This is a genomic window from Butyrivibrio proteoclasticus (assembly GCF_900115735.1).
In the GTDB taxonomy this organism is placed as follows: Bacteria; Bacillota; Clostridia; order Lachnospirales; family Lachnospiraceae; genus Butyrivibrio; species Butyrivibrio proteoclasticus_B.
Map to the genome: position 1 here is coordinate 1 of NZ_FOXO01000034.1, position 25169 is coordinate 25169.

Genomic DNA, 25169 nt, shown 5'->3' on the forward strand with positions numbered 1-25169 from the left:
AGCTACGAATGAACCGTAGCATACAAGCAGAAGGTTCGTTTGCAAACGTGAAAGAAGATATGAATTTCAGACGATACCTTTATAAAGGAAGTGAGAATGTTCTGGCACAGAGTACACTTTTGGCAATAGCTTTTGACATCAACAAACTCCACCATAAGATTATGTCTGAGCGAACCGGAACACATCTATTTGAACTGAAAAAAGTGTCATAAATTTTGAATTTTAAAATAAAAAATTTGTATCAGCGTCGATAATTCAATCGGCTTATTAAAGTACGCCCAAAGATAGAGTATATAAAAAATATATAGTAAAAAAGCCGTTTTTAAGGCATGAAAAAGGGGCCTCACCCAGATGATCAAATCATCTAGTGCGACAGCCCCAAGAAAACGATAAAATATACATAAGCATTCAAATTAGCAACTATAAGCTTAAGGATGTGCAAATAAATAATTTAAGCCTATGAATGCGCAAAGTATTAGTTTTAAACTTATGGACACACGTTTGACAGTTTCCAAACTTAAAGGAGAGTAATGCTATGAATAATGGTCAAAGACAGAATAGTAAAAAGATTCCACTTTTAAAAACAGTTGCTGGTATGAGCGGCTTAACTTATATCACATTACTTGTTCTTTTTATTATTGCTATTGCGGTAGTTACTACGCGGATGATCAGTATTACTCAAACGTCTATAGCGACATCTGAGACAGTAGAAGGTGTAATGAACGATATGCGTGTGTTCGAGGTTGACATGCGTATCCTGGACAATGATGGATTCGCGATGGCGGCAATGTTTGATACACTTACATCAATTGGACAGATCGAGACTAAGATTCCTGAAATGGAGAATTGTCTTTCAGAGATGGATGAAGCAATTGCCGGCATCTCAACAACATTTAATACCATTTCTGATAGCGGAAGCACAGCAGTTAAATCAATAAAAATATTAGAGGAAAACTATTCAGGTTATAGAGAAGGATATTCCAAAATCATAGCAGCTGCGAAGGTAGCTGATGTTGATACAATCGTAGGGGTTGTATATGGTGATGCATCTACTCAGCTTGCAAATATGAAGGAGCAGCTTGAAATCCTGAACAAAGAAGTCGCTGCTGTTGAAGTTGAAGCTCATAGCAGAGTTAAGACAGTTTCAAGTTCAGCTGTTGCAGTAATAAACATGCTTGTGGTAATTTATGTGATCTGTATTATAGCATTCCTTGTATTCAACTATAGAACAGTAGGTAAAAAAGTTAATCAGATAGCAGATGAGATAAATGATATTATCGATAATATCGGGAATAATAAGGGTGATCTTACTGTAAGAGTCACCACCGCAACTTCTTCTGAGTTGGTTTACATTAAGGATGGATTCAATCTTTTTATTGAAACGCTTCAGGGTATTCTTAAGCAGGTAAAAGAAGGGACGACAGTGCTTTCAGAGTCTTCTGCGACAATGACAGATCAGATCCAGCGCGCCAGTGACAATATCACTAACACATCTGCAGCGCTTGAGGAGCTTTCAGCCAGCATGCAGAATGTTTCTGACTCATCAAGTGTTATGACTGAAAAACTTGATGATGTTAAGCAAGCCACAGACGGTATAAATAGTGGTGTAGAGGATGGTACTGCAAAGGCTGAGGAAATCAGGGCGGAAGCCATAGAGATAAAAGAAAATGCTCAAAATAAGAAGAATAACACAGGCTCCAAGATGGAAGAACTTTCATCAGTTCTGGAAAAATCAGTTAAAGACAGTGAGAAAGTTGCGCAGATCAATGAGCTTACAAATGTTATTCTGGACATCGCTTCACAGACTAATCTTTTGGCGCTCAATGCTTCTATTGAGGCTGCTAGAGCAGGCGAAGCTGGAAAAGGTTTCGCAGTTGTTGCTGAAGAGATCAGCTCTTTAGCTGAAAATTCAAGGCAGACAGCAGGAAATATCCAAAATATCAGTAATGAAGTTACAGAAGCAGTTAAGGCCCTTGCAGACAATGCTATGCAGGTGCTTGAGTTTATTAACACAACTGTTCTTAGTGACTATGATGCATATGTTGATACCGGTGAAAAATATGAAGCGACAGCTAAATTTATCAATGATATGCTTGATGGCATTGCAAATCAGACTCAGCATCTCAATTCCATAATGAGCGAAATGTCAAGCTCTGTATCATCTATTTCAGAGTCTGTATCCCAGGCTTCAGGAGCTATAAATCAGTCAGCTGATAACTCACAATATATAGTTGATGAAATCAGCGGAATCAGCTCAGCCATGGATACCAACAACAATGTAACGGAAAAACTTAGTGAAAGTACGAAGCAATTTATCAATATCTGATTTGTTTTTGACTGCGAATAAGCACAAAATAAGCTCCTCATTAAGGGGAGCTTATTACTTTTGACTGTGTATTTTATCCAGAATGAACCACAGCCCCAAAAGGGCTATGATTCCAATGATAAACAAGTATTGAGCAGGCTTGTGAAGAATCTGCTGCTCTTCGGCAGTAAAAGAAGAGTCTTTATATAAAAGCATGTAGTTTCCGGTGCAATCAGTTGAGATGGAAAATGTTTCAGCGTCAACGTCTACATCGGTGAGAACTTTGCAAACCCCCATATTGTTGACAATACACGCATAACTTCTACCGGCTTTTCTCAGAAAAAGTGGTATCTCGATTTGAAGTTCAACTTCATTATTCAGAGTGTAGATATCAATTTCAGTCTCTGATCCGATGGATTTCTGCGCTGAGACATTCATGAAAAAGCCTTCAGTATAGCGACTAAGGTTGCTATCGCTGTTTTTGATTTCATAAAACTGCTCTTTAACAGCTTCTGACGGGGCAGCATCCAGCATTGTATAGTAAAACACAATTTCAGCGGATTCGCCTTCGAAAACTTCATTCATTTCTTTTTTGGTCAGACATGAAGTTACGATTTCATTGTAGTCTCCGGCCCTTATTATTGGAGCGGCAATTTCAGTAAGACTGTCAGAATTAGCTATGATAGTCACGGTTCCTTCACCATAGTTTATGTTAGTAGATTCGTGCATCTTAGCACCCCTTTCACTATAATTATCATACTATAAAACGAATAATCTTATGCTTAAAAATGTGTAAACAATTAAGAAAATAAGATTTGATAATAGTCACTGTTGAGGAATTGGTGCAGAAGTATTAAAATGAGCAAAGTAAATCAAACCAGATGGAGGGAAAAGGTGATGGAAAAAAAGTTTGGGATTAAAGAGGTTGTGGCCATGGGAATTGGAACTGCTCTGTTTGTAGTTCTTACAAACGTTCAGATTCCGCTTGTAATTGCTCCTAACACATATCTTCAGCCTCGTATGGCGATTATGGCCTTCTTTGCAGCAGTTTTCGGACCTGTTGTTGGTGGTGTTATCGGTTTATTTGGACATGCACTTGGTGATGCTATTTTCTATGGTTCAGTATGGTGGAGCTGGGTATTCCCGGAAGCTGTTGTTGGAATAGTGATAGGTCTGTTTGCCAAGAAGTTTGCTGTAAAAGAAGGCGGTTTTAATACAACAGCAAACATTATTTCTTTTAACGTAATTCAGGTTGTATCTAATGCTGTTGCATGGATCGTTGTTGCCCCTGTTCTTGATATTTTAGTATATTCAGAACCGGCTAATAAGGTATTTGCTCAAGGAGCATTTGCTTTTCTTGGCAATGTGGTTATAATAGGAGTTCTTGGTACAATTCTTCTTTCAGTTTATTCTGGAATTTCTGGAAAATCTTCTGATTTGAAGATGGAGGATTAATTTTTGAATACCGCATCCCCAATTATTGAATTTTCGGATGTTTCTTTTAAGTATAGAGCTCAGACAGAGCCTACATTAAAAAATATAAATTTGAAGATCTATCCCGGACAAAAGGTCCTGATTGCAGGCCAGTCCGGGTCAGGAAAGTCAACGCTGGCGCATTGCCTTAACGCTCTTATCCCTTGCTCTTTTGCAGGGGACATGAGCGGAGTCCTCCGGGTAGATGGGAAGGAACCTTCTAAACTCGGAGTTTTTGGCATGTCACAAATAGTAGGAACTGTTCTTCAGGATACAGATGGGCAGTTTATAGCACTGACAGTGGCGGAGGATATTGCTTTCGCACTTGAAAATGACAATATGCCGCAAAAAGAGATGTTTGAAAAAGTCTCAGATGTGGCAGAAAAACTTGAACTTACCGATTTTCTTTCAAATGCACCAGGAGCTCTTTCGGGAGGACAGAAACAGAGAGTGTCTCTTGGCGGAGTAATGGCACTTGATGTTAAGGTGCTTTTATTTGATGAACCTCTTGCAAATCTTGATCCGGCAACAGGTAAAAGGACGATAGCTCTTATCGATGAGCTTTTAAAACAGGAAGATTTAACTGTAGTAATAATTGAACACAGACTTGAAGATGTCCTTTACAAGGATATTGACAGGATTGTGCTTATGGAAAATGGACAGATTGTGGCGGATAAGCATCCGGATGAGATGCTTTGTACAAATCTTTTGCCTGAGCACGGAATAAGAGAGCCTTTGTATGTGGCTGCATTAAAAGCAGCAGGTGTCAGCCTTTCGCCGTCTTCTAAGCCGCAGCACATTGAGACTATGGATGTTGAAAACTATAAGGCACAGGTAAGAGAATGGTTCACAAATACCAGTCTTTCAAGACAGAAAAGCACGGCTGACACGCTTTTATCTGTTTCGGGACTTGAATATAGATATGATGAGTCCAGGCAGGTTATTAAGGATGTTAGTTTTGACATAAAACGTGGCGAGATGATATCACTAGTTGGTAAAAACGGAGCAGGTAAGTCAACTCTTGCGTCTCTTATCTGTGGTTTTTATGAGCCTGATAGTGGTAAGATTTCCTTTTGCGGCGAGGACCTTAAGAAGAAATCAATAAAGGAACGCGGCGAAAAGATTGGCTACGTAATGCAAAGTCCAAATCAGATGATATCCAAGCCAATGATATATGATGAGGTGGCTTTGGGACTGGTAGTCAGGGGAGTACCTGAATCCGTGATAAAGCAAAAAGTTAATGAGACCCTAAAAATTTGTGGTCTGTATCCGTTTAGAAACTGGCCTGTGTCAGCTCTTTCTTATGGACAGAAAAAGAGGGTATCAATTGCATCTATACTGGTGCTAAATCCGGAACTTTTGATTTTGGATGAGCCCACAGCCGGTCAGGACTATCAGCATTATACTGAGATTATGGAGTTTTTGTGTGATATTAGGAAAAAACTCTCGATTACTATCATGATGATCACTCATGACATGCACCTTATGCTTGAGTATACAGAAAGGACTCTGGTGCTTACAGATGGCAAGCTGATAATGGATGGCAAGCCGGAAGAAGTTTTGACAAATGATGAGATATGTGAGAGAGCATATCTTAAGAGAACTTCACTTTATGATCTTGCCAGGAAATGTGACATAGAAGAAGCGGATGAATTTGTAGCAAGATTCATTGAATCTGAACGTATGAAAAAGAAAAATGCCTGAATACACAGGAGAGATTCTTTAAGCTTTTTGATTGGATTTGATTTTATGAGTAGAATGATTTCTTATGAAAAAAAGAATACGCCAATACACAGATTAAGCGGATTTACAAAACTTGTTTTTTTCCTCTTATGGTGTACAGTAAGCGCACTTACTTTTGATACAAGAATACTTCTTGCCATGATAGCTATAGGAGTTTTGCTCTATATTATTTCGGGAACAAAGTGGAAGCAGGTAAGCAGCGTTTTTATTGCAATAATGTTTTTTATGATAATAAACCTTGTGTGGATATTCTTTTTCGCACCATATGAAGGCTGCAATATATACGGAAGCAGAACGGAAATTTGTCATCTTTTTGCAGGGTATACGCTGACTAAGGAACAGCTATTCTACGAGTTTAATGTACTTATTAAGTATTTTACGGTTATTCCTTCCATATTTATCTTTTTGGTTACGACTGATCCAAGTGAACTTGCGGCATCAATGAATAGCATTGGAGTGCCGTACATGATTGCTTATTCAATAGAAATAGCGCTTAGATATATTCCGGATGTGCAGGATGAGTTTCACAAGATTAAAAATGCGCAGGAAGCCAGGGGAATTGAGATGAGTTCCAAGGGAAGCCTTATATCAAGAATCAAGAATACTTCAGCAATTATCTTCCCACTTCTGTTTTCAACTATGGAGAGAATCGATGTAGTTAGCAACGCTATGGAGCTTAGAGGCTTTGGCAAGAAAAAACAGAGAAGCTGGTATTCAAAGAGAATCCTTCAGACAGGGGATTATCTGGTACTTGCTTTTATTATCTGCTTTTTTGTTTTTGCCATGGTGATTACTTTCTATGATGGAAACAGATTTTACAATCCTTTTATTTAATTATGTGATAAAGATATCCGACTTGCTTGATTGTTCTACAGGCCGGATATTTATTTTTTGCACGTTTTTGGGAAAAGAGGTCTCGGATGAAAATATACTTTGCGCCAATGGAAGGAATTACGCTTTACCCATTGAGAAATATACATAAAGAGATGTTCGGAGAGTGTGTTGATAAATACTATACTCCTTTCGTATCCACTGCAAGGACGTATAAATTCAAAAAAAGAGAGCAGAGGGATATACTGCCTGAATTCGCTATTTCTTTTGATGATTATAAAAGTGAAGTAGTTCCACAGATCATGGGTAATAAGGCAGAGCAAATAGCATGGGCTGCCAAAAAGATGTATGAACTTGGCTATAGAGAGGCTAATCTGAACATGGGATGTCCTGTGGCTACAGTGGTAAACAGGCACAAGGGTTCAGGTCTTTTGGAAGACACTGATAAACTTGATGCAATGCTGTATGAAATATTTGATTCTTTGGAAAAAGAGAATCTTGGAATTGAGTTCTCTCTAAAGACGAGGCTTGGAATGCATGATGAGAGTGAAACGGCAGGTATCATGGAAATTTTAGCCAAATATCCTGCCAGTGAGATTACGATACACTCAAGAGTTCGTGATGATTATTATAAAGGTGCCATAAGACTCGATGCTTTCTGTGATGCAGTCAAAGTTTACAGGGAGAACGGCGGAAAAGCTCCTATCGCATATAATGGAGATATTACTTCTGTTGAAAGCTTTAATATAGTAAAGAGCAGAATAAGCGATATTGACAGGGTTATGATTGGACGTGGCCTTATTTCAAATCCTGCACTGGCAAGAGAGATATCAGGCGGAGAGGCTCTGAAGCCTGAAGAACTCAGAACCTATTTGGATAAACTCTACGATGCATATGAAGAGTATATTCCGGAAGATCGTAACGTGATCTTTAAGATGCTTGAGCACTGGGCTTTTCTTCATGTTCATTTCAAGGACTGTGACAAACAGCTTAAGGTCATCAGGAAATCGCGTAGTAAGGGAGAGTACAGAGCAGCTGTAGCCAATATGTTTTCAAACTGTGAGTTTATTGTTGAGCAAACACAGGCTTAATGTGATATAATAGCCTCTGATATTTACTATTCATCCGGGGAAGCATATTTTTAACAAGCCTGGAGAGGGAAAGAAGGAAAAGGGTATGAGTCAGGAAAAAATAGACGCTTATAAGAAAGAAAAAGCTGGCAGAAAAGAGCGCCTTGCCAAGCAAAAAAAGAGAAAGAAAATAGCTAAGATCGTTTGCCTTGTTGCAGCTGCTATGTTAGTTGCAGGTATCGCAGGAGCAATTATCTGGAACAATCGAGGTACATCAGTAGAAGCAACTGAGGGAGCTTCAGTAGAAACATCAATAGAGGCAGCTTCAGTAGAGACATCAATAGAGGCAGCTTCAACAGAAACTTCTGAAGAAGTAGCATCTACAGAAACTTCTGAAGAGGCAGCAAACGAGTCATCAGAAGGAAGCTCAAACTGATATATATAAAATAAAAACTATCTCGCTCATTTATTAAGCAAGATAGTTTTTTTATATCATAGGAAATTGCTTCCTATGTTATAAAAAATCGCTCCGCTAAGGATGCGCACTCGCGCGATTGGAAGATGTTGCATAAATGCAACCGCGCTCGGCGCGAGAATGTCGCAAGCGACATTCTCTTTTATTGCTGCGATTTGTTATGCTTATTTTTTGTCAACACAGTCACATGGATTCTTCATGCTGACACGGCTTCCTGATGGAACTGAAGAAGTAATGAATGCGTTGGCACCGATAACGGTGTCTGCACCAATAACTGTTTCTCCACCAAGGATAGAAGCACCTGAATAGATAGTGACGTTGTTCTCTATTGTGGGATGCCTTTTTACTCCCTTAAGGGCCTGACCACCGCGAGTTGAAAGGCCACCGATTGTTACACCCTGATAAATCTTAACGTGTTCTCCGATTATGGAAGTTTCACCGATAACAATACCGGTTCCGTGATCTATCATGAAATATTTGCCGATAGTTGCACCGGGATGAATGTCTATTCCTGTTTTTGAATGAGCATATTCTGTCATCATTCTGGGAATAAGCGGCACCTTGAGCATGTAGAGCTCATGGGCAATTCTATTGATGGTTGTAGCAGTAAGTCCGGGATATGAAAGGATTATCTCTCCCTTGCTGTATGCTGCAGGGTCTCCGTCATAGCAGGCCTGAAGGTCTGTGTCTAAATATTCGCGGATCTTTGGAATCTGCTTGAAGAATTCATGGGTGATGCATCTTGCAGCACAATCCAATGTCTCATCAGATGCATTTTTGTAGTCTGGACTGTGATGAAAAGCAATGGCTATCTGCTTTTGCATATTGTAGATAACGTCCTCGAGTACAACTGCGATTCTGTTATTATCGTTATAACTTTTGTAAACCTTGTCTCTGTAATAGCCCGGATAAAGAATTCTGATAAGCTTTATCACGATATCTTTTACCGCATCTCTGTCTGGCTGGTTATAAACGTCCATCTGATCAATGTCTCTGGCTTTATCATAGTCAGAAAGAATCAGGTCGACGATATCTTTGATTTCTTCTTTTAAAGCGTCTCTGCCATTTGATTTATAGTCCATCTTGTAATCTCCATGCCTTTTTAATCAGCAACCTTTAGAGCGATTTACTGTTACCGACTATTATACATTACTTATTAGATGGTGCAAAAGAAAATTGTAAAAACTGCAATAAAAAAACTAAATGTTTTTGTTATACTCTCCGATATATGACATGACAAATAGTATTTTTGATTAAAAAGCTTCCAATGGAGGTAAGTGTTCTATGATGAGATCTATGTGGTCAGGCGTTGCCGGGCTTAAAACACACCAGTTAGAGATGGATGTTATTGGTAACAATATTGCCAATGTTAATACAACTTCATTTAAGTCGCAGGCAGCAGGCTTTTCTGATATTTTTTATCAGACAGTAAAGCCGGTAACAGCATCGGCTGATAATACTGCAACAACAGGCGCTTCGCAGATTGGCCTTGGATCAAGGCTAAGTTCCATAAATATGAACATTACCAAGCAGGGATCAGCTATTTTAACAGATAACGTCTTTGATCTTATGATAACAGGAGACTCATTTTTCTGCGTAAGTCCAAATGTTTCTGAAGGCGAAGTGAATTATACACGTGATGGCTCTTTTACAATAGATGCGCAAGGGTGTCTGGTTACCCAGAATAATGGCTTCTATGTAATGGGACAGATGGGAGCTGGAAATATTACGGATGGGACAAGACCACAGGCACCACTACGACTTGTCACTGAAGCTACAAAGACCTTGCCGGGCACAGCTACTACTGCAGCTAATTTTAGGGGGAATATAGATACTGATGATACAGAACTTGAGGAGGGCAGAAATATTACCCTTGAAGTATATGGAAGTGACGGCAATCCATATTCTTTAAATTTTAAACTTACGGATGGCGATGATCTTGAGGATAATACTTTTGCCATGACACTTTCTTCGATAAAAAATACTTCAGGGCAAAACATTGCATTTACTCAGGCTACAAATCTGAATCTGGTTTATGATAAACATAATGGAAAACTTTCGACGATAAATGGAGCAACGACTGAAACAGTAAATTTCTCTGTTACAGGAGCTGGTTCTGTAGTAGGACCTATCAATATTGATTTTTCCAATACATCCAATTTTGCAGGAAATGCCATGACTCATGCATCTTCAATCACCGGATATAAAGGAGATAAAAAAGGCTCTAATACAGGATATGCTAAAGGCGAAATGAACGGGCTGTCAATAAGTGATGATGGTTCGGCTTATGCGAGGTATACAAATGGACAGACTGTGAAAATAGCTCAGATAGTAGTTGCTGAGTTTAACAATGCCATGGGACTTGAAAAAGTTGGAGATAACCTTTATGCATCTTCAGCAAATTCGGGGAATCCTATATATATGGACATTGCTAAAGATGGCGGCTATATATCATCAGGGGTTTTAGAAGGCAGTAATGTTGATCTTGCAAAAGAATTTACGGATATGATCACAACACAGCGTGGTTTTCAAGCGAATAGTAAGGTAATTACTACGTCTGATGAGATGCTTCAGATACTTAAATCGTTAAAACGTTAATGTGCGATGGAAACTATTTGAAAGGAAACCGGTAAAATCTTAAAAAAATATAAAATTTTGTTTCATAGAGCTGGAGCGGATTCCAGCTCTTTTTAGTTGGAAACTGTGAAAATTGTATGAAAAAACTGTTGTAAAAATGTGTGCTATGTTGTATATTCAACATTACAAGGGATTCAGACATCATAGTCTGGTACTTAAAAAACATAATTTTTGTTTTGTATGATATTAGGGCAAAGCCGCTGGAAAGCGGTGACGCAAAACTAAAGGGTCTTAATCACATAGGTATGTGACAGACAGCCAGTTGCTGGTGCCGGTTTGGAGCACCAATGGTGGCCGGACTGTATAGACAGACGGTCTTTTTATATGCAGTAGTTACGGTACATATAAGTTCAGGGATGAACCCCTGGATGCAGGTGGCATCAGGGTGTACATGGATGTAATTTCAGCGACTGGTCATTTAGTATTGCAGATGCCTTGTCATATATTTGGAAAGGTATTTTGCGACGCGGTGAAGTCGCAACATACCTTATTTTTTTACCCTGAATAAGGAGAAGTATGTCAGATATTAATTTAAAGAAACTCTCCCGAGCAGATCTTTTGGAGATGATGATAACCTACTCTGAGGAGGCAGAAGCCGCCAAAAAGCACGAGAGGGAATATAAGGAAGAACTAGAAAAAGAGAAGTTACAGCTCCAGCGTGATTTTGCTGAAGAAAGAGCCAAGATGTTAAGCAACTTCGAGGAAGAAAAGGCTCAGATGAGAGCCAAGTTCGGTGAACAAAAGGCTCAGATGCAGGAAAAATTCGACAAAGATATCGCAGGGCTTAAGAACAGGCTAAGTAGAGAAAAAGCAGAGCTTCAAAAGCAGGTTGATGATGCTCTTATGAAGATAGAGAACTCACAGTCTCTTGCGGAGGCATCAATTCAACTTGGTGGCATCATGGAAGCAGCACAGAAATCGGCTGATCTGTATGTGGAAACGCTTAAAAAGAATGCAAGTGCCGAATATCAGCAACTCATGCAGGAAATTGAAGAATCACGTAATAAGATAAAACTTATGGAAAAGCAGGCAGAAAAGAAATACGGACCTCTTAGGGAAGTAACAGAAAAAGAGGAAAAGGCGTGTTAATTAGAGAAAGCTGATGAGTGAAGAAAAGAATTTGAAACCCTCCATTGAGGAACTGAAGAAGGAACTCAAGAGGGAAAATAGTAAAAAGGAATATAGAACAGTTCTTAGAAATACCCTTTTTGTTGTAGTTGTTGTGGCTGCTTTGGCAGTGCTTATATCGAGTTTCTTCATTACTGTACTTAAAGTAACTGGAGATTCCATGACACCGACGCTTGAGACGGGGCAGATTGTAATTGCACAGAATAGTTCAGGCTTTGAACCGGGAGAACTGATAGCTTTTTATTATAATAATAAAGTTCTGGTGAAAAGAGTTGTGGGTTCACCGGGAGATTGGATAAATATAGATGGGGAAGGAAATGTATCTGTTAACGGGGTGGTTCTGGACGAGTCCTATACAACTGACAAAAGTCTTGAACCAACAGATATTACATTTCCTTACCAGGTTCCGGAAAACAGGTACTTTGTTTTGGGGGATCACAGAAGTGCATCAATAGATTCAAGAAGTAGCGTGGTGGGATGCGTTACTAAGGAACAGCTTATAGGGAAAGTGATATTTAGAGTCTTCCCGTTTGATAAACTTGGAGGACTTTGATACCGGTAACTTTCAATTGACTTCAACTGAGGTAAAAGGATGCGAGGGGAAACAGAAAATCGCGCAGAAAAGTACATAAAGAATCATAATAATCACAAGAGATGGATGGCATTTGCGCTTTGTCTGTCTTTAGTTACTGGGACAATCACACTTTATGGCCTTAATAAGCCGGCAACTGCCATGACTGAAGAAGGCGCAGGTCAGGTTGGACTTGTTCTGGAGACTGCTGATGATGAGTTTGAGCAGGGGCTTATAGAGCAGATGCAAAATGATGATGGAGAAAATGAGGAAATTTCGACATCATTAGAAGATAAAGAAGATGGTGCTGCAGAAGCTGCTTCTGAAGAGGAATCTGGTAATGCTGCCGTCGAAGCGAGCTCGGGCGAGAGTACTGATGAACAGATTCAGAATGAAGAAAATACTTCAAAAGATGATGCTTCTGACAACGCAAGCAGTAGTGAAGCCTCAAATAGTAGCTCATCAGAGGAAAAATCACTCGCATCATCTAGCGCTTCAACAGATGCTTCGATGGAAAAATCAGCAGTTGAAGCTTCAAGTGAGGCTTCATCAGGAAGTTCTTTGGATGGAGCGAAGGCTGCCAGCTCAGCATCAAGTGCATCTTCATCTCAAAAAAATGAAGATGTTGCAGATGACGACGAAGAGTATAAAGATGTAGAGATAAACGTTCTATACACTGATCTAAGTGGTGAAGAGATTGCTGAATCCAAAGCTCTTTCAATAGAGAAGTCTTTTGAGATACCGGATGAAGTAAGTGAACTTGAAGGTTTCATATTTGATAAGGCTGTTATTTTAAACGAAAGAATAACTAAGATTGAAAAAAAGACTGAGAAAGTTGAAATAGCCTCATCCATTGAAGAAAATCACGATAGCGTGGCTTCATATATTTCCGAAGAGGAAGAGAACAAGAAAATTATTGAATACACATATTATGAAGCAACTACGGTAAATGGCGATGTTATTGAGATCAGAGAAGATACGGATCTGATTCTTCAATATTTTGCTGTAAATACTCAGGATAAGTTTGTTTTTGCCGATGGTGATGTGACAGTGACTGTAAGTCTTTCTGATCCAGGTGTCCTTCCTGAGGGAGTAGAGCTTTCAGTTAAGACTGTTGATGCTCAGACCGAAGGTTATAATTATGAAGCCTATATGGAAGCGCTTAATTTAAATTCCCAGGTCATTGCAGAAGCATCCCAGGCAGAAACAGAAGAAAACAGTGAAAATAAAAAAGCAGTTTACGATGAAACAAATACTGTTTTATTTGATATAGCATTTATGCTTGATTCGGTTGAGTATGAACCGACAGATGGAACAGTTTCTGTATCCGTTAAATTCAATAATAAGCAGATTTCAGAAGGCCTTGATTTAACAGAGGAAGATGAAATTGCAGTTGTACATTTGCCTCTTAGTAGTGAAGTTATGGAAAATGTTAATTCTACAAGTGAAGCTACTGAGATTACTTCAGATGATATTGCCCTTGAAGTATATAAGGATGGAACAGTGTCTTTTGAAAATGATGCAGACGTGATTTCGTATGAGACTGAATCGTTTTCTATTACAGCTGTTTTAAAAACAACCCAAGATAATCAGGAACATACATGGAAAGGTACAAATGAGAAATCTGCAACGGAAATAATTGAAGGCCTTGGAAATGCTAAGTACTTTGGTGCGGTTGCAGATAACCTTGAAGGTGGCTCTCACTACGAAACCAATGTTGCTGTTAATAATTATGCTGAAACAGCGGAGAGAGTTTTGTTCGATTATGAAAGGACAAATGGCGGATATATATCTTCTGATGAGTATAAGAGCTATAGCATTGTAGTAAGAAAGAAATCAACAGAGAAAGGGACATTTTACTTTGCGTTATTCAGGGATGAACAAGGCAAAGAGAAGATATCCGGTTCAGAGTTCTCGTTTACTGATTCTGATTTTACGCTTTCTGATGGCTATTATGTAGCCTCTCACAGAATAGAAGGCTTTACAGAAAAAAATCCTACGGTTTATGTTTATGAGCTTAACGGTGCTGATGGAGATGCGGTTCTTGATAGTAACGAGTTTGGAAATTTTACAGTTACTTATGAAAGCGAACTTAATGAGACCAGCAATGCAGTTGACGCATTGACGAGTAGTTATATTACAAATGGAAAATATAACGAAACTGAACTGGATAAAATGCTGTATAAAAATGCCACACTGTATTTTGATGCGTCAGATTCAGGATGGAAAAAGGGTACGAAGGATGGCAATAACCATGTTACCATAAGCGAACAGCTATATGACATTCCGACAGATTTTGTAAATTCTATTTTGGATGATGCAAAGAGTGTATCATCTGTTCTTCCGTATTTATGTGATTCGGAAACAGTTGATACTTTCAACGTGATCGCATCACAAGATGGCGATTACTTAAGTGATTTTTATTCAGCTGGAAAAGATAAGTATGGTTGGACAGATAAAAATAATATAACTGATCTGTCAAAGGGAATAACCTTTGGAGATAATCAGGTCCTGGTTATAAACTTGGATCTGACTGGACGTACGAGTTATAAGATTGGTCAATACTATTTAAATGGTCAAAAGCCTGATGAAATATACAATTCTTTTGGAAGCATCGCTTCAAGAGTAATAATAAATCCGGTTCAAAAGAACAGTAATGGTGAGTATGAACCATATGAAGGAGCGTTAGAAATTGAAAATGTAATTGGAACAGTGCTCGCTCCGTGTGCAAGTGTTACAAGTAGTGGTGTGGCCGGCTCTTTAATTGCTGACAGCATATGTCTGAATGGTGAAATTCACAAGGTTTCACTGATAGGCTATCTGAAAATTGGTGGAACTGTTGAAGTTACGAATACTTCCATTAATAATGAATTGGAATTACAGCTTTATAAATTTATTAATGGGGATGATCCTCAAAATGCTAAGTTTAACTTTACAATAAAACGCCTCAAGGATGACATGACGGGGTGGAGTAACGGTAAGTACGATAGAGAAGTTACTGATCATACAGCACTTACCAATGATGGCGCATCCATAAACTATAAATTTGATCCGTCCTATTGGAGTATGACTCCTGGGAATACTTATTACTTCAGGATTACTGAGGATGTGCTGGAAGAAGGCTCGGCATACACAATCGATAAGTCACAGATATACGTTAAAGTTGTGTATAAAGGTGCCAATGATGCAGATATTTCTTACTACAGACTTGGAGAGGAAGAAGATGAGTTTAACTATTGGGTCAATGCACTTAATGCGGCAGTTTCATCTTCAAATCCAAATCCGGACTTTATAAATGCAGCGCTGATTAACGGAATATGCAATGACAGTAAAAGGCTGGTTACAGGCGAGAGTGTTGCGTTTAATAACACCACAGTAAAAGGTAAGCTAAAAGTCAATCTTAATAAGTTTTTAAATGGTAATCTTTGTCCGGACAGTGAGAAGTTTACATTTACAGTAAGAGTACTCAATACTAAAGGAGCTCATTTAGAGACTCTTACTAACTCGTTGCAAAACGAAGGCGGCAGTATTTCATTCGAGTTTTCGTACAATGACAATTATCTATATAAGGAAAGTGTATACTTTGTCATCACTGAAAATGATATAGAGACCACTGGCTCTTCGGTTACGTATTCGAAGGATGATGATTATATTATTATAAGGGTTTCAGGATTAGACAAAAATAAACCAGGCTATGGTTATTTTAAGTATGATCCAACTGATGACAAAAACTACATTGATATATTAGAGAAAAATGTAGTTAAAAATGATTACAATTATCAGATATGGAATATGACAAAGCAAACAAGTCATGGTGTTACCTCAGATGTAGCAGGGTTTTATAACACATCAACCAGCTATTTGCGTATTCACAAACTTGTAGTTAACGATTTTGGCTCTGATTTTGTAAGAGAGAAAACTCTTTTACCTAACGTAAAGTTCCGTTTGACCGAGGAAAATGGTAATTACATTATCTTCCAGGGATTTACAGATGGCGACAGAGATCGCGAAGACCACGCTATTGAGTATTATGGTGATACTCATGCTGCAACAGGCAACAGATATACAGTAACCTACAATGGAAATGCTCAGTGGACTATCCAGGGGATACCTACAGGTCTTTACAAGGTAGAAGAGGTTGCAGACGGACTTACTTTTAGTTTTGAACACGATGAGAATTCTTCAGATGCAGCCAGTACGATCTTAGAAAATTCATATTATTCCAGAGTTACAATGTACGATGTGACAGAAGACGAGGAAGGATCAAGCTTTGGCGGTACCGGTGGACAAAACTGGAGAAAAGTATTTTCCAAAGATCTGGATATTACCTTTGATAGCTACAAGGCACCTGATAATGTTAAGGTTGGCGGAGAGACAATAAAAACTGTTCAGATCTGTAACTATTATAGCGTCCCAATAGGACCTATTCAGGTTACCAAGAATCTCATTGGTGGTGAATGGAAGAATATGGAATTTACGTTCACAATGGAAGCAGTGAGCTACAAGGCTTACGATTCAGAACGAAATCCTATTTCCCTTAATTCGCAGCCAATGCCGGGAGGAAGTGACGAGAATAGTGTATCCGTCACGGTTTCGGACGCATCTGTTGATAAAGACGGCAATAGGATAGTTAAACAGAATGATGATGGAACATATTCTGCTGTTGTTCAGTTTGATTCGATTCCATTCAGATTTGAAGGCGAATATATCTATAAGATAACCGAGGTAAACAAAAATCTGGACGGAGTTGTTTATGATTCATCAGAGTACTATGTGAAAGTAACAGTAGAAAAGAAGTACACCACATTTAGTAAGACATATAGTCATGATAATAATAAGCATTCAATTTATGCTCAGCAGGGAATATATACAGATATAGAGACGGTAGAAGATTTCTATTATCTTGGAGCTAATGTTATATATTCTGATGATAAGTATTTTAACAATGAAATAGCCAGCTGCGAGTTATATCTTGGAACTGATCCTGTTACCAGCAAGCCTATAGCAAATGTTTTTCAGGTGAAGTACACAAAAGGCGATGTCGCTGAAGTGGTATTTAATAATTCACTTACAGGAAGACTTAAAGTAGTTAAGAACTGGCTGGATACAGATGGAAAAAATGATGGCAATAATCATTCTGCTCTGAATATTTACATATGGCAGAGGATAAAGGACAGCAATGATTCATGGGAAGTATATGCTGCTCAAACTATTACTCCGGCAGAGGATGGAAGCTGGGAGCTTACTGTGAAGAATCTTCCGCTTACTGACTCGGATGGAAACGCATATGAATATTGCGTAAAAGAATCTGATGAGTACTTAGCTACACATAGTGTGACCTACGAATATGGCGGAATAAAGTATGATGTTTCCGATCAGGGGAATGTTACAGTTAATGGTACTGTTTGTAAAGATCCCGGTTACGTAATGGATGCATATTATGCGGAAGATCATTATGACTACGGAACGGTTTATATCACAAATAAGACCATATTCAGGAATGCTCTTCCATCAACAGGAGGAACAGGTACTATTCCATTTAATGCAGTAGGAATATCAATTATTTTAGGTTCTTTATTCGGCTTTTTGCTTAGGCTTAGGAGAAAGAATAATCTAATTTAAGGTTTTTAAATCGAAAGATTTTTTAACAATAAGAAAATACAAGATTCAAAAGGAGAGGAAAATGAAAGGATTAAAGAAATTACTAACAGGAATCCTTGCGGCTACTATGATCATGGGTGCAAGCATAACAGCTTTTGCTCAGGATGTCAGTGTAGCAAGTGGTAATGCAAGCATTACAATCAGCAATGCAGCCAAGGGAGAAACTTATGCTATTCATAAGCTCTTTAGTGCAACAGTTACTGGAACTGAAGGGGGATCAATTGCTTACACTGGCGATATACCTGATTCATTAAGTGATTATTTTACAAAGGATGCTTATGGCAACATTTCTGCTACAGAGGCAGCATACAAGAATGAGACAGAGTTGAGTGCAGATGCCGTAAAGGCAATAAAGGAATGGGCTGAAACTGATACAGCTGTTTACACAGTAGTAAGTGATGGTTCTACTCTTAAGTTTAATAACCTTGATTATGGCTACTATGTAGTTGAGACATCACAGGGTGATCAGGCTATCACTGTTAATTCAACAAATCCTAATGCAACACTTGTTGATAAGAACTCATCAACACCAAATCTGCTTGAGAAAAAGGTTGATGATGACAATGTTTACATCGGTCAGACAGTAAACTATACAGTAGAGTTTGAAACATCTAACTATGATGGAGCAGGCGAAGGAGCAAAGCAGATCGTATCTTATACAATCGTTGATACACTTCCAGAGTTCTTAAAGAATGTTACTGTTACAGATATCACAGTTGATGAAGATGGTGATGCTAAGACAACTAATGATCAGACTAAGTTAGCTGTTACTCAGTTCAATGACAATAAGGAATTAACTATTCCTTGGGTTGATGGTGCGACAAGTCTTTACAAGAACGGTGCACATGTATTTGTTACTTACTCAGCTGTTGTAACAGAGAAGGCTGCTGTTGATGGAGCTGGCAACAAGAATACTGTAGCTCTTAAGTGGACAACAACTGATAACAACCCTCATGAAGATGAGGATAAAAAGGAAGTAACAATCTTTACTTATGCATTTGCTGTAAAGAAGGTTGATCAGGCAGGAAATGACCTTGCAGGAGCAACATTTATGTTCCCATTCTATGTACAGGCAACTCCTGATGTAGATGGAGCTTATATCTATGCTGGTAAAACAGCAGGTGAAGGTCTTGTAAATGAGCTTACTACAGCTACAGGTGATACAAAGGCAACTATTATCGTAAAGGGACTTCCTACTGATGAGAAGGTAGCTATTACTGAGTCTGTAGCACCAAATGGATACAACAGACTTACAGAAGAAATTGAAGTAACACCTGTTAAGACAGGTCAGACAACAACAAAGGCTTCATGGAAACTTGATAAAGACGGAAATATCGTTGATGGTTCATACACAGAGTCAACAACAGATGTTACTTATGAAAATGAGCTTATCGCTGCAACAGCAAAGCTGGTAGTTAACAAGACAGGTTCAATCCTTCCATCAACAGGTGGAATAGGAACAACACTTTTCTATATCTTTGGCGGTGTTCTTATTATTGCTGGGGTAGCATATTTCATCGTTCGTAGAAAAGCTGACGCAGAGTAATTTTTTGGGGTATGAAAAAGTTAATATATATTTGAATCTTGTAAAAAGGTATCTTTCAGGGGATGCATCCCCTGAAGGATACGTAAAGATTCGTTTTTTATTTAGGTACTAAGAAATAAAAGAAACTTGGATTGATTTATAGATGAAGAAAAAGAAGGGATTAAAGAAACAGCTTCCCAATTTAATATTTGGAGTTATTTTCCTGGTTGGAGTAGCTATTTTTCTTTACCCATCAGTTAGTAATTATGTTAATTCCATTCACCAAAGTAGGGCTATTAATTCATATGATGAATCCATATCAACTATGAGTCAGGAAGACTATACAAAGTTCTGGCAGGCAGCATATGAATATAATAAAGAGCTTGCTGCAAAGCCAATGAACTTTACATTAAGTGATGAAGAATTAACCGAATATAACAAGATATTGGATCCTACCGGAACAGGGGTAATAGGATACATAGAAATTGAAAATATAGGAGTTAATCTTCCGATATATCATGGAACTGAAGAATCGGTCCTGCAGGTAGGAATTGGACATCTTGAAGGAACATCTTTTCCGACAGGGACAAGTTCCACACATGTAGTCTTATCAGGACACAGAGGACTTCCGTCCTCAAGACTATTTACAGATTTGGATCAGATGATAGTAGGAGATACATTCCTTTTACATATCATGGATCAGACTTTTGCTTATCAGGTTGATAAGATAAGTATAGTGTTACCGGAAGAAGTTACTGGACTGGCAATAGTAGATGGAGAAGAATACGTCACGCTGGTGACTTGTACGCCCTACGGTGTAAATACTCACAGGCTCCTTGTAAGAGCAAAGCGTGTTGATTATAACGAAGAAACAAAGCTTATCGTACCGGCAGATGCAACAAGGTACGGAACACTTATGATAGCTCCTTTTATTGGAGCGCCTATGCTGCTCATTGCATTTATAGTATTTATGGTAATGACCAGAAAGCCTAAAGCAAAAAACAGCAAAAAATTGAGGTTGAAGGATGAAAAAACTGACACGAAATCTTAACAGAATAGTGATGTTTGTGGCTGTTTTATTATTGATGCTTGGAAGTTTTTCTTTTCCTGTTCAAGCCAGAGATCTGATCGATATGAGCTGGCAGGATAAGGGACAGATGACTTTGCAGTTTAAGTTTGATGACAAGTTCCTCGAGGGAATGGAGGTCGATGCATACCTTGTGGCAGATATCAGTGAAAATGGCGAGTTTACACTGATAGATGAACTCAAAGATCAGCCGGTTACAAACATAAATGATATTACAGATCAAAGTCAGTGGGATTCGATAATTGAAACTATTGAGCCATATGTGTACAGCCATATGAATGTTACTGCGCATGCGGTTTCCGATGGAAGTGGGGAAGCGCATTTTGATGAACTACATCTTGGTCTTTATATGATAAGAACCAAGACTTTGTATGATCCTGAAGAGGAATGTACATATGCTGTTAATACTTTTTTGATCTCAATACCAACAACAGATGCTAATGATACATGGGTGAATCCTGTATATGCGCCTGTTTTAAGGGCAAAGTGCTCATGTGAATATCCAAAGACATATGAAATCAGAAAGGTCTGGAAAGACTCTGGAAACGAAGATAAGCGCCCTGCATCTATTAGTGTAGATCTTTATAGAGATGGTCAGATAGTACAGACGGTAGAACTTGGTGTATCAAATAACTGGTTTTTTACATGGTCAGATTCAGATTTTAGAGATGAATCAGGAAACAGGTCAGCTCATAGTTGGACAATAAAGGAAAATATCAGTTCAGATTCAGCTTACACAGTAAGCACGAGCCAGAGTTCATATAATGGTGAAAATAGTAAAGTGATTCTGTTCACACTTGAAAATACTTACAATGAGCCGGAAGTGCCGGAGACACCGGATACGCCGGAAACCCCAGATACTCCGGAAACACCGGAGACACCGGATACTCCAGAGACGCCGGATACACCTGATGCCCCGGGAATACCTGATCTTCCTGAGGTTTTGGGCGCTTTCAGAAATCTTCCTGCAGTACTTGGTGCCAGAAGACTTCCACAGACAGGTCAGCTTTGGTGGCCACTTCCTGTTTTGATAATAGCCGGTTTATTTTTTATTATCAAAGGAATCAGAAAAAACAGGAAAAATGCCGGTTGACAGATAATATGGCCGGATTTAGTATGTGTATGTAATCAATGTTGATTGCACCTTGTGGTTGAACACAGGGTGCAATTTTGCATATTAAAGTATGACATCTTGAACTAAATTCCAGAAATCCGCATATACTGCGGATTTCGTGAGAATATGAGTGAAGAGTCAACCAAGCCTCATCGACGAAGTCGATTTAAATTGGCTTGGTTGATGCATTCTTGAATTGTTGATTCAAGAATGTATGCATTCTTGAACTTTATGTTCAAGAATATATGACATTGGTAAATGTATAAAAGAAACAATTTTGATATAATGATTATAGAGAGAAGAGGTAATAAGTAATGATATATAAGACCAAAGGCACATGTTCGACACAGATTGATATAGAGCTTAAAGGAGACACAATTGGTGCAGTAAAGTTTACAAATGGATGCAACGGTAACCTTCAGGGCATTTCCAAACTTGTAGAGGGAATGAAGTGCGAAGATGCTATAGCAAAGCTTCGTGGCATAAAGTGTGGATTTAAGAATACATCATGCCCTGATCAGCTTTCATATGCGATTGAAGAGGCGATGAAGCAGAATGCATAAAAATCATGCTGGCTATACTTACATTTTGATTGGTTCTGCTCTTATTTTTATAGCAGTTTTCCTGTTAAAACATAACCTTGATGAATCATCAAAAGCAGGTATTGCTTCGGACGAAATGCTAGAGGGCGTCATTGAGCAGATGCCTGGCGTGGTATTGGATAATTTATCAGGAGAAATGCCTGTAGTAGATGTGGATGGACACAGCTTTGTTGGAACACTGGAGATTCCTTCTTTGGAGCTTCTTTTACCTGTTCAGAGCTCATGGAGTCAGGAAGATGCCAAGTATGCCGTCTGCAGATATGAGGGCAGCATGTATGATGATGATCTTATTATAGCCGGACATAATTATACTGAGCACTTTGGTAATCTGAGCAGTCTCACATCGGGGGATATGGTTATAGTTACTGATATGAACGGTTTGAGTAAGTACTACGAAGTTACCAATATGGAGACTCTTGGAGCTTATGACGTAGAAAAAATGGAAGCCGGTGATTGGGATCTGACTCTTTTTACCTGTACACTTGGTGGCGCAAACCGCGTAACAATAAGGTGCGAGTCAGTAGGAAAGTATAGTGAGACGGGGGCAGTGCCTGACGTTTTGGATGCTGCCAAAAAGAGTAAACATATCAGAAAATAAGTAATAATGCTTTAGCTTTTATGCAGAATTGCCGATAACCTTACTGTAATGTTATAGAGTATTAATAGAAATTTTAGCACTCTCACCTAGACAGTGCTAATTCTTAGATATATAATTACAGTACAAAAAATGGAGAAATGTATCCAAAGAGAGGAGATGATGCGTAATGATTATAGTAAAAATGAATGCAACCACAGTAGAATGCAGTATTGCGGCATCAGAACTTCATGAAATTGGTCTTACTCCTGAAGCAGTTATAGAAGGTGCTGAAAACACCACTTCGTTTTTTGCACAACTCAACAAGGAAGTTGGGGCTCAGCTTGATTATGATCCTGAGACAGAGGTCATGATGATGAGCAAGAATATGATGATGGATGGAAGTGTGCGCATCTTTGCAGTTAAGATGAGCAATGAAGATATTCAGAAAGCAACAGACCGTATTCGCGGAGCAGCCGATACTATCCTTAAAATGCTGACTCAGGAGAAGGTGGATGACATCAAAGCCAAGACTGGCAGGGAAAAGGGTGTCGCGCTTAATGAAGTTATTACAAATTTGACTGATACAATCAATAAGATATACGGCAAGGATGACTTCATATCATCAGCAGCGGAGCAGCCTACAACAAGTTATCAGCCTCTTTCAGAGTATGCCAGATATATGATGGAATTTGATAACTTTGATGAAGTAAAGAGATTTTCCAAGGTTGTTCAAAAGCTTCCAATAGTGGACTCAAGCCTATACAAATATGAGGACCGATATTATCTTATTGCAGGACTTATGTCAGCTAATGAGAGTATTATCTATGATATGAGGAGAGCGGGAGTTGAGTATTCCGAGCTGCTTATGGTTAATTCTCCTGAAGCTATGGTTGTAGAGGAACATGGTGAGAGACTTATAGCAGAGGACGCGATTGTACATCTGGCGGATCTTGCCAGATGAATAGATGCTTTTGGCGACTGAAGATTTAAGGACTTGATATGAAAGCGGAATTTACAGTATTTAATTTTTCGGGTATTTATGATAAAGAGAGCTTTTATCGAAGAGATAAAGGCTCTTCATTTTGTGGAAAAGTACTTGATTTAAAAGATATCTCGGGGACAAACTGTCTTTGCGATGACGGGACAATGGCTGATATTAAAAAAGTTATAGCAGATGCTGAGTCAGTGCATTTTATTGATTCAGGTAATTATCACTATATGTCAGCTCTTATGCTGGAAATGGTAAAAGAGCCGTTTTCGCTTGTGGTGCTGGATCATCATCCTGATATGCAGCCATCCATGTTTGGGGATATTCTTTCCTGTGGGAGTTGGGTAAAGGATGTTCTTGATAATAATCCAAATGTTCGTGACGTGCATATTATCGGGGCAGATAGAAAGCTTGTTGAAGAGCTTGACGAGTCTGATAGGCATAAAGTTCATTTCTATGATAGAGAAGAAGTGGTAGTGTCTGCTATAGGTTCGAATTCATGCGAGCAGGGCTTTGTGATCAAACTTCCGGAAACGGATTATCCGGTCTATTTTTCGCTTGATAAAGATATCATAGCAAAAGAGTGTCTTGAAACCAATTGGGATCAGGGTGAGTTTGCTGATTTAGAGGTTTTAGAGTTTACAAGAGCTCTTTTGAAAGAAAAAAATGTAATTGGAGTAGATATTTGTGGCGAGTGTGCACTTGATCAGGAAGGAATTGATTTTGAAAAAGAAGTAGCTAAAAATGATCAGTTTAATCGGGCTATACTCGAATTGATAATTACAAATCATAGTGTGAATGTTAACTAAATATAGTATAATGTTCCTAGACTCTCCTTTTGGAGTAGTCTTATTTATATTAACAGCGTGGAGGAAATATGGAAAAGAGATTCAGAGATTATTTAAGGCATCTTGAGAAATTAGATTTTGAAGTGCTTTCTGAAGATGAGATTTTTTCAGAAAGAGAGGGGATAGTGATGCAGGTAACCGTCCTTCATCAGGAACTTATGAGGACGCTCACTGCAATGATAGGTTTTCTTACCTGTGCCAGTATTTTCCTTGCAGTTGGATTTGTGAATTTCTTTTTTGTGAGTTTTATATGTGCAGTAGTTTTTACAGTTGCTTCAGTAGTTTGTGCAATACATTACAAGGATATCTCCGATGTTATGAAAAAAATGTATTTTTACATAGATAAGTTGACGAGGCTTTGAAAATCTAAAAAAAACTAAAAAAATGATTGAATGAATAGTTAAATTCCGCATGTAAAAGTAAATTCCATACTGAAGACTAAATTCAGCTTTTTAGAGGGTTTGACATATTTTGTCAGACCCTTTATTGTGGAATTTAGCCACTTATGCATTTGCTAAAATAAAAAAGAGTATG

The 25169-nt window shown here is 38.5% G+C and carries 21 protein-coding genes and 1 riboswitch; of the genes, 19 read left to right on the forward strand and 2 right to left on the reverse strand.

Annotated elements, in window-relative coordinates; translation table 11 throughout:
* Together BM146_RS15980 and BM146_RS15985 are read left to right on the forward strand one after the other, a co-directional pair.
* A partial coding sequence (locus tag BM146_RS15980) for a transposase (protein ID WP_074891237.1) occupies positions 1-212 on the forward strand: 212 nt, incomplete at its 5' end.
* A 323-nt stretch (positions 213-535) separates the two neighbouring features.
* Positions 536-2326, forward strand: coding sequence for a methyl-accepting chemotaxis protein (locus tag BM146_RS15985; protein WP_074891239.1), 1791 nt, complete (start codon positions 536-538; stop codon positions 2324-2326).
* Positions 2327-2380: 54 nt separating this feature from the next.
* Here BM146_RS15985 and BM146_RS15990 read toward each other — a convergent pair whose 3' ends face one another.
* Positions 2381-3034 (reverse strand): hypothetical protein, encoded by a 654-nt coding sequence (locus tag BM146_RS15990; protein WP_074891241.1) that lies wholly within the window; start codon positions 3032-3034, stop codon positions 2381-2383.
* A gap of 168 nt (positions 3035-3202) precedes the next feature.
* On the opposite strand from BM146_RS15990, the gene BM146_RS15995 reads away from it, so the two are divergent.
* From BM146_RS15995 to BM146_RS16015, 5 genes are all read left to right on the forward strand, one after another.
* On the forward strand, positions 3203-3760 hold the full coding sequence (locus tag BM146_RS15995; RefSeq protein WP_074891243.1) for an ECF-type riboflavin transporter substrate-binding protein: 558 nt from the start codon (positions 3203-3205) through the stop codon (positions 3758-3760).
* A gap of 3 nt (positions 3761-3763) precedes the next feature.
* Positions 3764-5482 (forward strand): ABC transporter ATP-binding protein, encoded by a 1719-nt coding sequence (locus BM146_RS16000; protein WP_074891245.1) that lies wholly within the window; start codon positions 3764-3766, stop codon positions 5480-5482.
* Between the two features lie 45 nt (positions 5483-5527).
* The gene (locus BM146_RS16005) at positions 5528-6355 is read left to right on the forward strand and encodes an energy-coupling factor transporter transmembrane component T family protein (protein WP_074891247.1); all 828 of its coding nucleotides are present in this window, start codon (positions 5528-5530) and stop codon (positions 6353-6355) included.
* An 86-nt stretch (positions 6356-6441) separates the two neighbouring features.
* Positions 6442-7443 carry a tRNA dihydrouridine synthase gene (locus tag BM146_RS16010; RefSeq protein ID WP_074891249.1) on the forward strand — a complete coding sequence of 334 codons (1002 nt, stop codon included), beginning with the start codon at positions 6442-6444 and terminating at the stop codon, positions 7441-7443.
* An 85-nt stretch (positions 7444-7528) separates the two neighbouring features.
* Positions 7529-7858, forward strand: a complete 330-nt coding sequence (locus BM146_RS16015) for a hypothetical protein (protein ID WP_074891252.1) — start codon at positions 7529-7531, stop codon at positions 7856-7858.
* A gap of 203 nt (positions 7859-8061) precedes the next feature.
* On the opposite strand, the gene epsC is transcribed toward BM146_RS16015, so the two are convergent.
* Positions 8062-8979 (reverse strand): serine O-acetyltransferase EpsC, encoded by a 918-nt coding sequence (gene epsC / locus BM146_RS16020; RefSeq protein ID WP_074891254.1) that lies wholly within the window; start codon positions 8977-8979, stop codon positions 8062-8064.
* A 202-nt stretch (positions 8980-9181) separates the two neighbouring features.
* Here epsC and BM146_RS16025 point away from each other — a divergent pair, with 202 nt between their 5' ends.
* From BM146_RS16025 to BM146_RS16085, 12 genes are all read left to right on the forward strand, one after another.
* Positions 9182-10495: a flagellar hook protein FlgE gene (locus tag BM146_RS16025; protein WP_074891256.1), complete on the forward strand. Its 1314-nt coding sequence runs from the start codon at positions 9182-9184 to the stop codon at positions 10493-10495.
* Between the two features lie 219 nt (positions 10496-10714).
* A riboswitch (cyclic di-GMP riboswitch) is annotated at positions 10715-10804 on the forward strand.
* Between the two features lie 246 nt (positions 10805-11050).
* Complete coding sequence (locus tag BM146_RS16030; protein WP_074891259.1) at positions 11051-11623, forward strand: hypothetical protein; 573 nt, start codon at positions 11051-11053, stop codon at positions 11621-11623.
* Between the two features lie 13 nt (positions 11624-11636).
* Positions 11637-12215 (forward strand): signal peptidase I, encoded by a 579-nt coding sequence (gene lepB / locus BM146_RS16035; protein WP_074891261.1) that lies wholly within the window; start codon positions 11637-11639, stop codon positions 12213-12215.
* Between the two features lie 39 nt (positions 12216-12254).
* On the forward strand, positions 12255-17855 hold the full coding sequence (locus tag BM146_RS16040) for a Spy0128 family protein (protein ID WP_074891263.1): 5601 nt from the start codon (positions 12255-12257) through the stop codon (positions 17853-17855).
* Between the two features lie 61 nt (positions 17856-17916).
* Positions 17917-19440 carry a SpaA isopeptide-forming pilin-related protein gene (locus BM146_RS16045; RefSeq protein ID WP_074891265.1) on the forward strand — a complete coding sequence of 508 codons (1524 nt, stop codon included), beginning with the start codon at positions 17917-17919 and terminating at the stop codon, positions 19438-19440.
* Between the two features lie 142 nt (positions 19441-19582).
* Complete coding sequence (locus tag BM146_RS16050) at positions 19583-20470, forward strand: class C sortase (protein ID WP_074891267.1); 888 nt, start codon at positions 19583-19585, stop codon at positions 20468-20470.
* Complete coding sequence (locus BM146_RS19045) at positions 20445-21599, forward strand: Cna B-type domain-containing protein (protein ID WP_083413604.1); 1155 nt, start codon at positions 20445-20447, stop codon at positions 21597-21599. The genes BM146_RS16050 and BM146_RS19045 overlap by 26 nt, the downstream gene beginning before the upstream one ends.
* Before the next feature lie 335 nt (positions 21600-21934).
* On the forward strand, positions 21935-22183 hold the full coding sequence (locus BM146_RS16065; RefSeq protein ID WP_074891270.1) for a TIGR03905 family TSCPD domain-containing protein: 249 nt from the start codon (positions 21935-21937) through the stop codon (positions 22181-22183).
* Positions 22176-22820: a sortase gene (locus tag BM146_RS16070; protein ID WP_074891272.1), complete on the forward strand. Its 645-nt coding sequence runs from the start codon at positions 22176-22178 to the stop codon at positions 22818-22820. The genes BM146_RS16065 and BM146_RS16070 overlap by 8 nt, the downstream gene beginning before the upstream one ends.
* A gap of 166 nt (positions 22821-22986) precedes the next feature.
* A complete protein-coding gene (locus BM146_RS16075; protein ID WP_074891274.1) occupies positions 22987-23760 on the forward strand; it encodes an adaptor protein MecA in 774 nt (257 codons plus the stop codon).
* Between the two features lie 38 nt (positions 23761-23798).
* Positions 23799-24596 carry an arginase family protein gene (locus tag BM146_RS16080; protein WP_074891276.1) on the forward strand — a complete coding sequence of 266 codons (798 nt, stop codon included), beginning with the start codon at positions 23799-23801 and terminating at the stop codon, positions 24594-24596.
* 68 nt (positions 24597-24664) lie between these two features.
* Complete coding sequence (locus BM146_RS16085) at positions 24665-24997, forward strand: hypothetical protein (protein ID WP_074891278.1); 333 nt, start codon at positions 24665-24667, stop codon at positions 24995-24997.
* Positions 24998-25169: the final 172 nt, after the last annotated feature.